At 63.6% G+C, this 10,099-nt stretch carries 12 protein-coding genes and 1 tRNA gene; 4 read left to right on the top strand and 9 right to left on the bottom strand.

Annotation, left to right across the window (positions count from 1 at the left end; genetic code table 11):
• Both EN749_RS21975 and EN749_RS21970 read left to right on the top strand, forming a co-directional pair.
• Positions 1–1,585 (top strand): ABC transporter ATP-binding protein (locus tag EN749_RS21975; RefSeq protein WP_145990969.1); only part of this gene is annotated, 1,585 nt, incomplete at its 5' end.
• Between the two features lie 19 nt (positions 1,586–1,604).
• Positions 1,605–2,978: an alpha-glucosidase/alpha-galactosidase gene (locus EN749_RS21970; protein ID WP_128363949.1), complete on the top strand. Its 1,374-nt coding sequence runs from the start codon at positions 1,605–1,607 to the stop codon at positions 2,976–2,978.
• Between the two features lie 15 nt (positions 2,979–2,993).
• On the opposite strand, the gene yacG is transcribed toward EN749_RS21970, so the two are convergent.
• The 9 genes from yacG to EN749_RS21925 form a co-directional block, all read right to left on the bottom strand.
• On the bottom strand, positions 2,994–3,191 hold the full coding sequence (gene yacG / locus EN749_RS21965) for a DNA gyrase inhibitor YacG (protein WP_127269085.1): 198 nt from the start codon (positions 3,189–3,191) through the stop codon (positions 2,994–2,996).
• Positions 3,188–3,817 carry a Maf-like protein gene (locus EN749_RS21960; RefSeq protein ID WP_127319552.1) on the bottom strand — a complete coding sequence of 210 codons (630 nt, stop codon included), beginning with the start codon at positions 3,815–3,817 and terminating at the stop codon, positions 3,188–3,190. Before EN749_RS21960 ends, yacG begins: the two co-directional genes overlap by 4 nt.
• Before the next feature lie 21 nt (positions 3,818–3,838).
• Entirely contained in the window at positions 3,839–4,057 is a 219-nt protein-coding gene (infA, locus tag EN749_RS21955) for a translation initiation factor IF-1 (RefSeq protein WP_006200926.1), read from the bottom strand.
• 87 nt (positions 4,058–4,144) lie between these two features.
• Positions 4,145–4,615: a low molecular weight phosphatase family protein gene (locus tag EN749_RS21950; protein ID WP_128363948.1), complete on the bottom strand. Its 471-nt coding sequence runs from the start codon at positions 4,613–4,615 to the stop codon at positions 4,145–4,147.
• A complete protein-coding gene (locus EN749_RS21945; RefSeq protein ID WP_127271901.1) occupies positions 4,603–5,088 on the bottom strand; it encodes a UPF0262 family protein in 486 nt (161 codons plus the stop codon). Before EN749_RS21945 ends, EN749_RS21950 begins: the two co-directional genes overlap by 13 nt.
• 6 nt (positions 5,089–5,094) lie before the next feature.
• Complete coding sequence (hisD, locus tag EN749_RS21940) at positions 5,095–6,387, bottom strand: histidinol dehydrogenase (protein WP_127272355.1); 1,293 nt, start codon at positions 6,385–6,387, stop codon at positions 5,095–5,097.
• 7 nt (positions 6,388–6,394) lie between these two features.
• Positions 6,395–6,829, bottom strand: coding sequence for a DUF2948 family protein (locus EN749_RS21935; protein ID WP_127319558.1), 435 nt, complete (start codon positions 6,827–6,829; stop codon positions 6,395–6,397).
• Positions 6,830–7,034: 205 nt separating this feature from the next.
• The gene (gene murA / locus EN749_RS21930; RefSeq protein ID WP_128363947.1) at positions 7,035–8,327 is read right to left on the bottom strand and encodes a UDP-N-acetylglucosamine 1-carboxyvinyltransferase; all 1,293 of its coding nucleotides are present in this window, start codon (positions 8,325–8,327) and stop codon (positions 7,035–7,037) included.
• Between the two features lie 146 nt (positions 8,328–8,473).
• Positions 8,474–8,668 carry a hypothetical protein gene (locus tag EN749_RS21925; protein WP_127268678.1) on the bottom strand — a complete coding sequence of 65 codons (195 nt, stop codon included), beginning with the start codon at positions 8,666–8,668 and terminating at the stop codon, positions 8,474–8,476.
• Positions 8,669–8,829: 161 nt separating this feature from the next.
• On the opposite strand from EN749_RS21925, the gene EN749_RS21920 reads away from it, so the two are divergent.
• Both EN749_RS21920 and EN749_RS21915 read left to right on the top strand, forming a co-directional pair.
• Positions 8,830–8,904, top strand: a tRNA-Thr gene (locus EN749_RS21920).
• Between the two features lie 321 nt (positions 8,905–9,225).
• Positions 9,226–10,099, top strand: an 874-nt coding sequence (locus EN749_RS21915) for a YcbK family protein (protein WP_189367644.1), incomplete at its 3' end; no start/stop codon positions are given.

Raw genomic sequence — 10,099 nt, 5'->3', positions numbered from 1 at the left:
TCGCAACGTCGCCGTGGCCTTCAAGGTCGAGCATGGCGTCGTCGACGCGGTCAAGGACATCTCGTTTCAGCTCTATCGCGGCGAGACGATCGCCATCGTCGGCGAATCCGGTTCGGGCAAGTCGGTGACGGCGCGCACCGTCATGGGCCTTCTGTCGCGGCGCGCCACCGTGTCCCCCGGATCGAGCGTCTGCTATGACGGGCAAAACATCCTGAAATTTCCCGAGAGCGCCCGGCGCAAGCTGCGCGGCAACCGCATCTCGATGATCTTCCTGGAGCCGATGAGCTCGCTCAACCCGATCTATACGGTCGGCAGCCAGATCGTCGAGGCGATCCGGGTGCATCGCAAAGTCAGCCGCAAGCAGGCCTGGGCGCGCGCACTGGAACTTCTGCAGCATGTGCAGATTCCCGATCCCGCCGCGCGGCTCAAGCAATACCCGCACCAGCTATCGGGCGGGCAACGTCAGCGGGTGATGATCGCCATGGCGCTGGCCAACAATCCCGATGTGCTGATCGCCGATGAGCCGACCACAGCGCTCGATGTCACCGTCCAGGCGCAGATCCTGAACCTGATCCGCAGCCTGCAGAAAGAGCTGCGTATGGCGGTGATCCTGATCACCCACGACCTGACCGTGGTGCGCCAGTTCTCCGACTACGTCTATGTCATGCAGCATGGCGAAATGTGCGAGCACAACGTCACCGAACGGCTGTTCGCCAACCCACAGCACCCCTATACGAGACGGCTGCTGGCTTCAGAGCCGCATGGGCAGCCGAAACCCCTTCCGGAGGGCTGCGGCACCATCCTCGAGGCGAGCGGCGTGCACGTCTCATTCATGCTGCGCCACGGCACCTTCCTGAAGCCGGACTGGCGAGAACTGGTCGCCGTCGACGATCTCGGCCTGAAACTCTGTCGCCATGAGACGCTGGGGCTGGTCGGCGAATCCGGCTCCGGCAAGACCACCTTCGGCCAGGCCTTGCTCCGCTTGATCGACGCCAAGCGCGGCGAGATCCATTTCGACGGCAAGCCGATCCATGGCCTGTCGCGTGCCGAGATGCGGCCGCTGCGCTCGCGCATGCAGATCGTCTTCCAGGATCCGTTTTCCTCGCTCAACCCGCGCATGACGATCGGCCAGATCATCGAGGAAGGGCTGATTGTCAACAGCATAGGGGCGACGCGGCGCGAGCGGGTCGAACGGGTGCGCGACGCGCTGGTCAGCGCCGGCATGCCGGGCGATATACTGTCGCGGTTTCCGCATGAATTCTCCGGCGGCCAGCGGCAGCGCATCGCCATCGCCCGCGCCATCGCGCTCGAACCCGAATTCATCCTGCTCGACGAGCCGACATCGGCGCTCGACCTCTCCGTCCAGGCGCAGATCATCGACCTCCTGCGCAAGCTGCAGGACGAGCGCGGCCTCAGCTACCTCTTCATCTCGCACGACCTCAAGGTGGTGCGCGCCCTGTGCCATCGCGTGATCGTCATGCAGAACGGCAAGATCGTCGAGCAGGGCCCCGTCGACGACGTCCTGTCCAATCCCAAGACCGCCTACACCGAACGGCTCGTCAGGGCCGCTTTCGACGTGGCCTGAACATATGCCGGAGGTTAGCATGGCAAGGAATCCCAAGATCACGTTCATCGGCGCCGGCTCGACGGTGTTCATGAAGAACATTGTCGGCGACGTGCTGCAGCGCCCGTCGCTTTCGGGCGCGACGATCGCGCTGATGGACATCAATCCGCAGCGGCTGGAAGAGAGCGCCATCGTCGTCAACAAGCTGATCGCGACGCTCGGCGTCAAGGCGAAGACCGAGACCCATTCGGACCAGCGCAAGGCGCTGGCCGACGCCGATTTCGTCGTCGTCGCCTTCCAGATCGGCGGCTATGAGCCCTGCACGGTCACCGACTTCGAGGTGCCGAAGAAATACCGCCTGCGCCAGACGATCGCCGACACGCTGGGGGTGGGCGGCATCATGCGGGGCCTCCGGACCGTGCCGCATCTGTGGAAGGTGTGTGAAGATATGCTCGCCGTCTGCCCGCAGGCGATCATGCTGCAATATGTCAACCCGATGGCGATCAACACCTGGGCGATATCGGAGAAATATCCCGACATCAGGCAGGTCGGCCTCTGCCATTCGGTGCAAGGCACGGCCATGGAACTGGCTGAAGACCTCGACATTCCCTACGAAGGCATCCGCTATCGCTCGGCCGGCATCAACCACATGGCGTTCTACCTGAAGTTCGAGCATCGCCAGCCGGACGGTTCCTACCGCAACCTCTACCCAGATCTCGTGCGCGCCTATCGCGAAGGCCGCGCGCCCAAGCCCGGCTGGAACCCGCGCTGCCCCAACAAGGTGCGCTACGAGATGCTGACCCGGCTCGGCTATTTCGTCACCGAGAGCTCGGAACATTTCGCCGAATACACGCCCTATTTCATCAAGGAAGGGCGCCCCGACCTGATCGAGAAGTACGGCATCCCGCTGGATGAGTATCCCAAGCGCTGCATCGAACAGATCGAGCGCTGGAAGGGACAGGCTGAGGCCTATCGCTCGGCCGATCGCATCGAAGTCGAGCAGTCCAAGGAATATGCCTCGTCGATCATGAATTCGGTCTGGACCGGCGAGCCGTCAGTGATCTACGGCAATGTCCGCAACAATGGCTGCATCACCTCGCTGCCCCGCGATTGCGCCGCCGAAGTGCCGTGCCTGGTAGATGCCTCAGGCATCCAGCCGACCTATATCGGCGAGCTGCCGCCGCAATTGACCGCGCTGATGCGCACCAACATCAACGTGCAGGAACTGACGGTGCGGGCGCTGATGACGGAAAACCGCGAGCACATCTACCACGCGGCAATGATGGACCCGCATACCGCGGCCGAACTCGATCTCGACCAGATCTGGTCCCTGGTCGATGATCTCCTGGCCGCCCACGGTGACTGGCTGCCGGCCTGGGCGCGGACGAACCGCAAGAGCGAGGCCGCCGCCTGATCGGCGGCGCCCGGCTCATTTCGAATCGTCGGGGTCCGTTTCTTCCTCGTCGTCGCGAGCCTTGATGACGTAAGCGCCCTTCAGCCAGCGGTTGAGGTCGATGTCCTTGCAGCGTGTCGAGCAGAACGGAAAGGTGTCGCGCGCCGAGGGCTTGCCGCATTCGGGGCAGGGGCGCTTCGGGCGCAAGGGCGTGACTTTGGGATCGGAATTCACAGCCGGGGTCCCGCCAGCCAGCCGCCATGCACCTTGAAGCCTTCGCCGCTCAACAGCGCGACGGTCTCATAGAGCGGCAGGCCAACGATATTGGTGTAGGAGCCGACCAGCTTGACGACGAAGGCGCCGGCGAGGCCCTGGACCGCGTAACCACCCGCTTTGCCGCGCCATTCGCCCGAGGCGACATAGGCGTCAATCTCTTCGCGCGGCAGCCGCTTGAAACGCACCCGCGTCTCGACCAGCCGTTGGCGCAGCTTGCCACCCGGGGTGATCAGGCAGATGCCGGAATAGACCCGGTGCGAACGGCCCGACAACAGCCCGAGGCAGTTGGCAGCGTCGTCGAGGGTTTCCGCCTTGGGCAGGATGCGCCGTCCGACGGCAACCACCGTGTCGGCGGCCAGCACGAAACCTGGCGCGTAGTCGGCTTCGGTCTGCAGCGAGGCGAACGCCTTCTCGGCCTTTTCCCTCGACAGCCGCTTGGCCAGCGAGCGCGGATGCTCGGCACGCAACGGCGTTTCGTCGACATCGGCCGGCAGCACGCGGTCCGGCTCGATGCCGGCCTGCTGCAAGAGCTCGATCCGGCGCGGCGAACCCGAGGCAAGCACCAGCTTCTGCAAAATGCTCATCGCGGACCAGTCGGGCTTTGCTTACTTGAAACGATAGGTGATGCGGCCCTTGGTCAGGTCGTATGGCGTCATCTCGACCAGAACCTTGTCGCCGGTCAGCACGCGGATGCGGTTCTTGCGCATGCGGCCGGCCGTATGGGCGATGATTTCGTGTTCGTTTTCGAGCTTTACCCGGAACATCGCGTTCGGCAACAATTCCGTCACGACACCCGGAAACTCGAGGACTTCTTCCTTCGGCATTCGATACCTTTGCTTGGATGGTAGTTCCAGCACCCTGGCCGGAATTTCGGCGGAACCTATATGATAATCGTCCGCTTGTGAACACGCTTAATCCGTCGCGTTTTTTGCTCCTGGAAGCAGAAAACGTCGGCCTATGCGCACCTTCAGCCGCTCGCGCACGTCGCGATAACTAGCCATGATCTGTTCGCGGGTGCCGCTGGCGTCGGTCGGGTCCGGCGTCGGCCAGTATTCGACCTCGACAGCGAGCGAGCGGGTGAGTTCAAGTGCGGCGTGGTGTGCTTCCGGCGCCAGCGTGACGATGAGGTCGAAATAGTCGTCCTCGAGATCGTCCATCGTCCTTGGATGGCGCTCGCCCAGCGTGAGACCGTCTTCGGCAAGCACCGCATCGACGAATGGATCGCGCTCGCCGGCGCGAACGCCTGCCGAAGCGACAAAGACGGTGGCCGGCAGCATGCGGCGCGCCAGTTGCTCTGCCATTGGCGAGCGCACGGCATTCATGCCGCACAGGAACAGGATCGAACGGGGCAGGACGCCGGGTGCCAGGGCTAGCCCCGCCAGTGCAGCACGCAGACAAGCGTGAACAGCCGGCGCGCCGTATCGAAGTCGATGTCGATCTTGCCGGACAACCGGTCCATCAGCGTTTGCGAGCCTTCATTGTGCAGGCCGCGGCGGCCCATGTCGATCGCCTCGATGTGGCTCGGCGTCGAGGAACGGATGGCGTCGTAGTAGCTTTCGCAGATCATATAATAGTCCTTGACGATGCGCCTGAGCGGCGTCAGCGACAGGATATGGGTGACGACGGCGGTGCCATCCTCGCGCGCCACGGCAAACACCAGGCGCTGCTCGGCCAGCGACAGTTTCAGCCGGTAAGGGCCGTCGCCGCTGTCACTGACGGGCTGAAAACTGTTCTCCTCGATCAGGTCGAAGATCGCCACCGCGCGTTCATGCTCGACATCGGGTGTCGACCGGCCGATCGATTCATCGAGTTCGACATCGATCAGCCTGGCGCGGGTTTGATCGGGGCCAGACATCGCCGCCTACATGTTCAACCGTATGGCGACGGAGCGTCCATGCGCGTCAAGGCCTTCCGCCTTGGCCAGCGCAATCGCCGCCGGCGCCAAGATCCGCAACTGTTCCGGTCCAAGCTTGAGGATCGACGTGCGCTTGACGAAATCGAGCACCGACAGACCGGACGAGAAGCGCGCCGAGCGCGCCGTCGGCAGCACATGGTTGGAGCCGCCCACATAGTCGCCGATGGCTTCCGGCGTGTGGCGGCCGAGAAAGACCGCACCCGCGTTGCGCATCCGCGACAGGAAGCCCTCGGCGTCGTCGATGGCCAGTTCGACATGTTCGGCGGCGATGCGGTCGACCAGCGGCAGCGCGGCGTCGATGGTCGACACCTGGATCACCGCACCAAAATCACGCCAGCTCGCCGCCGCCGTCTCGGCGCGTGGCAGGCTCTGCAACTGGCGCTCGACGGCTTGTTCGACAGCGATGCCGAAGGCTGGATCGTCGGTGACCAGGATCGATTGCGCCGATGCATCGTGCTCGGCCTGGGCCAGCAGGTCGGCCGCGATCCAGTCCGGATCGTTGCTGCCGTCGGCCACGACGAGTACTTCCGACGGCCCGGCGATCATGTCGATGCCGACGGCGCCGAACACCTGGCGTTTGGCCGCCGCGACATAGGCATTGCCCGGGCCGACGATCTTGGCGACCGGCCTGATCGTTTCGGTGCCGTAGGCAAGGGCGGCGATCGCCTGCGCGCCGCCGACACGGTAGATTTCCGACACGCCTGATATGTCGGCCGCCACCAGCACCAGCGGATTGATGATGCCGCCCGGCGCCGGTACGACCATGACGATGCGCTCGACGCCGGCCACCTTGGCCGGCACGGCGTTCATCAGCACCGAGCTTGGATAGCTCGCCGTGCCGCCCGGCACATAGAGCCCAACCGCCTCGACCGCCGTCCAGCGCCAGCCGAGCTCGACGCCGGCGGCATCCGTATAGCGGTCATCCTTTGGTCGCTGCCGCTCATGATGCGAGCGGATGCGGTCGCGCGCGAATTCCAGCGCCTCGATCGTCTTTGGGTCGGCGGCCTTGTAGGCCTGGGCGATGTCGTCCTTCGAAACGGCGATGCCCAGTCCAGCCAGATCGGCGCGATCGAATTTCCGTGAATAGTCGATCAGCGCCGCGTCGCCCTCGGCGCGCACGCGCGCGATGATGGCGCCCACCGCTGCATCGACGTCGGCGGACACTTCCCGCTTGGTCAACAGGAAGGCGGCGAAACGCTGTTCGAAATCGGCGTCGGACTGACGAAGCGTGATGGCCATCGGACGCTCAGGTCTTGTGGATGGGGCGCGAGGTGGCTTCCCACGCCCCGCCAATGTCGGCAAGGCGGGCCTCGATGCATTCGACGTCGAGCATGATCGCACCGCCGCCCGAGAAGATCAGCTCGACGATGCCGGCCGGCTTGCTGATCTCGATGAAGCTGATCGCCAGCAGCGACAGGACTTCCGCAGGCTTGTCGCGGTCGATGCCGCTGGTCTTGGCGCCGAGCACGCGGTCGAAATGCAGCACGGCCTGCCGTCGCTCATTGTGCTGGCGAAACAGGCCGGATTTTGCCTCCCAGACGAAACGGTTCATGGTCAGCAGGAAACGCTTGGCCGCGGGCAGGAATTCGAGGTCGCTGACTTTCAGCACGGCATCCTGGACATGAGCCGAAACGATGCTCAGGTCCTGGTCGTCGAGCGCGATAAGCTTAAGGCCGGTCATGCGGATTTCGCACCTGAAGGTTGATTGTTCAGCCTTCTGTTAGGCGGTCTTGGCGATCGGTGCAACCGCACCAACAGCTGCAGGTCTGCGCTGCCCCTCATCGCCCTGCCGGGCACTTCTCCCCGTATAGTGACGGGGAGAAGGACGCTGCCGCGAAGGATCTCGCCAATCTCCTGCGTTGCTGGAGAGGAGCCGAGGTGGCGGGCTATGCCGAAATCCGTTCGATCACCGCGCCGCAGTTGGACAGTTTTTCTTCCAGCCGCTCGAAGCCGCGGTCGAGGTGGTAGACACGGTTGACCGTGGTCTCGCCTTCCGCCGCCAGGCCGGCGATGACCAGCGACACCGAGGCGCGAAGATCGGTCGCCATGACCGGCGCGCCCTTCAGCTTCGGCACGCCGTCGACGATCGCCGTCTGGCCCGAAAGCGTGATATGAGCGCCGAGCCGCGCCAGTTCCTGCACATGCATGAAGCGGTTCTCGAAGATCGTCTCGGTGATCCGCGACTTGCCCTTGGCCATCGTCATCAGGCCCATGAACTGCGCCTGCAAATCGGTCGGGAAGGCCGGAAACGGCGCCGTCGTCACGTCGACCGGCGAAATGCCGGCGCCGTTGCGCTTCACACGGATGCCGGAATTGGTCGGCGTGATCTCCGCACCCGTCTGGGCGATCACGTCCAGTGCCGTCTGCAGCAGGTCCGGACGCGCACCTTCGAGCACGACGTCGCCGCCGGTCATGGCGACGGCCATGGCATAGGTGCCGGTCTCGATGCGGTCGGGGATGACGCGCACGCGCGCTCCCGACAGCGATTCGACGCCGTCGATGGTGATGGTTGGCGTTCCGGCGCCGGAAATCTTCGCACCCATGGCATTGAGGCACTCGGCGAGGTTGACGATCTCGGGCTCGCAAGCCGCGTTTTCCAGCACCGTCTCGCCCTTGGCGAGCGCCGCGGCCATCATCAGCACATGGGTGGCGCCGACCGAGACCTTCGGGAAGATATAGCGGTTGCCGACAAGCCGGCCATTCCTTGTCTTGGCGATGACATAGCCGGTGTCGACGTCGATGTCGGCACCCAGCGCCTGCAGGCCCTCGAGGAACAGATCGACCGGCCGCGTGCCGATGGCGCAACCGCCCGGCAGCGACACTTTGGCTTCGCCCATGCGGGCCAGCAGCGGGCCGATCACCCAGAACGAGGCGCGCATCTTCGACACCAGCTCGTAGGGCGCTGTGGTGTCGACGATGTTGCGGGCGGAGAAGTTGATGGTGCGCGAATAGCCCTCATTCTGCTTCTCGCGGCGGCCATTGACCGAATAATCGACGCCGTGGTTGCCCAGGATGCGGATCAGTTGCTCGACATCGGCCAGATGCGGCACGTTTTCCAGCGTCAGCGTGTCGTCGGTCAAAAGCGAGGCGATCATCAAAGGCAGCGCCGCGTTTTTCGCGCCCGAGATCGGAATGCTTCCGGAGAGCTCGTTGCCCCCGACAATTCTGATGCGATCCATGGAAGAACGTCCCTCTCGGCCAAAAAGGGCCGGTTCAATCGTTTGAGTAGCGGCCCGTCTAGACCATTGGCCAATCTGGTTCAAGAATTACGCTGGTTCAAGAAATGGGATTTCGCCCACCCCGGGCCAAGAGTGGCCGATTTGAGTTAATCTTTTTGTATTTCCTTCGATGCAGCGAGCCCGTCCGGCCGCTCGTCGGCATCGCCGGTGCGCCGCGAGCGTGACTGCGCCTTGCGCTTCTGCAGATTGGCGCGCAATTGCTCGGCCAGCCGATCCTTGCGGATTGTTGCGCTGTTTTTCGGTGGACCATCCTTTTTCACTGGAATTGCCTTGTCGTCCATCGCCCCGTCGCCGCCGGCGACCCACCAGCTTGCTGTTCAGGGATAGCCAACATTGTGGCACTGCCATGTCATTAAAAGCTATCCGGCAAAGGCTTTCACAGAAGCGTTGCGCTTGGCCTTGCGCTTGCCGGTTCGATATGGCAGAAGCCCCGCCATCAGCGGCTGCGGTAGCTCAGTGGTAGAGCACTCCCTTGGTAAGGGAGAGGTCGAGAGTTCAATCCTCTCTCGCAGCACCAGTTTCCAACATCCTTGTTGCCGCACATTCGTTCTCTGCATTTGCGAGGGCGAGGCGGCTACATGGGAACGGCGCGGCCGTCGTGCTGGCGGACCTCATCAGCCGTGCATTGCTCCAGAAAATGGCTGCCACAGGCAACTCCAGCCGAAACGCGTTCTCGGAAGCGACACGATTCGTTAACCAAGATGCTGTTCATCAACATGACGTGTTGTGGCATGGACGCCTGTCTGCGTCGGTCAAGTCCATGCTTGTCAGGAAGAGGGCTGAAAGGCTCTTCATCTGGGCGGAACCTGAAATCGCCCGAAACAAGAACGTGCAAGGCATGAACGTGAGCGAAAACGTGCAAAACGCCCCCCGTGCTTCCCGTCTTTGGACACTGCCTGCCATCATCGCAGCGTTCCTTTGCCTGTGTGTCACCGGCGCGTTCGCGGAGACGCGTGCTTTGAAGATTCAACATCTCCATACGGGCGAGAGGGCTGAAATCGTCTTCAAGCGCAATGGGCGCTATGATCCGGCGGGATTGAAGAAGATCAATCTCATGCTGCGCGACTGGCGTCGCAACGAACCGACGAAGATGGATCCGCGCCTGCTCGATCTTGTCTGGCAGGCCTATCGCGCCAGCGGCTCGAGAGCCTATATCCACGTGGTCAGCGCCTATCGGTCGCCAGCGACGAACGCCATGCTGCGCAGCCGCTCGAAGGGCGTGGCTCGGGAAAGCCAACACATGGTTGGCCGTGCGATGGACTTCTTCCTGCCGGATGTGCCGCTGAAGAAGCTGCGCGACATCGGCCTGAAGATGCAGGGCGGCGGCGTAGGCTATTACCCTACCTCGGGCTCGCCTTTCATACATATGGATGTCGGCAATGTGCGGCATTGGCCGGGCATCAGCCGCCAGGAACTCGCAAGGGTATTCCCGAACGGCAACACCTTGCATGTGCCGAGCGACGGCAAACCGCTGCCCGGTTATGGGCAGGCGTTTGCCGCCTACAAATCGCGCAAGGGCGCCGGCACGCCCAACATCGACCTGGCAAGTGCCGACGGCGGCCAACGCAGGCCGGCGCGCGGCCTGCTGGCGACGCTTTTGGGTGGCCGCGGTGCGGACGAGACCGATGATGTCGCCGAAGCGGTGCCGGCGCCACGCAAGCCGGCCAAGTCCGTTGAACCCAGGCCCGCCGGCATCGCAATCGTGCCGCCGC

This window comes from Mesorhizobium sp. M7A.F.Ca.ET.027.02.1.1 (assembly GCF_004022985.1).
Taxonomy (GTDB): Bacteria; Pseudomonadota; Alphaproteobacteria; order Rhizobiales; family Rhizobiaceae; genus Mesorhizobium.
This window is presented reverse-complemented; position numbering and strand designations above follow the sequence as displayed.

What these genes read in the sequence shown, in the direction of transcription:
- EN749_RS21970 (WP_128363949.1), top strand. Translation starts at nt 1,605, where the DNA reads ATGGCAAGGAATCCCAAGATCACGTTCATCGGCGCCGGCTCGACGGTG.
- EN749_RS21935 (WP_127319558.1), bottom strand. Translation starts at nt 6,829, where the DNA reads ATGACCGGCCTTAAGCTTATCGCGCTCGACGACCAGGACCTGAGCATC.
- hisD (WP_127272355.1), bottom strand. Translation starts at nt 6,387, where the DNA reads ATGGCCATCACGCTTCGTCAGTCCGACGCCGATTTCGAACAGCGTTTC.
- murA (WP_128363947.1), bottom strand. Translation starts at nt 8,327, where the DNA reads ATGGATCGCATCAGAATTGTCGGGGGCAACGAGCTCTCCGGAAGCATT.
- infA (WP_006200926.1), bottom strand. Translation starts at nt 4,057, where the DNA reads ATGCCGAAGGAAGAAGTCCTCGAGTTTCCGGGTGTCGTGACGGAATTG.
- EN749_RS21945 (WP_127271901.1), bottom strand. Translation starts at nt 5,088, where the DNA reads ATGTCTGGCCCCGATCAAACCCGCGCCAGGCTGATCGATGTCGAACTC.
- EN749_RS21925 (WP_127268678.1), bottom strand. Translation starts at nt 8,668, where the DNA reads ATGGACGACAAGGCAATTCCAGTGAAAAAGGATGGTCCACCGAAAAAC.
- EN749_RS21960 (WP_127319552.1), bottom strand. Translation starts at nt 3,817, where the DNA reads ATGAGCATTTTGCAGAAGCTGGTGCTTGCCTCGGGTTCGCCGCGCCGG.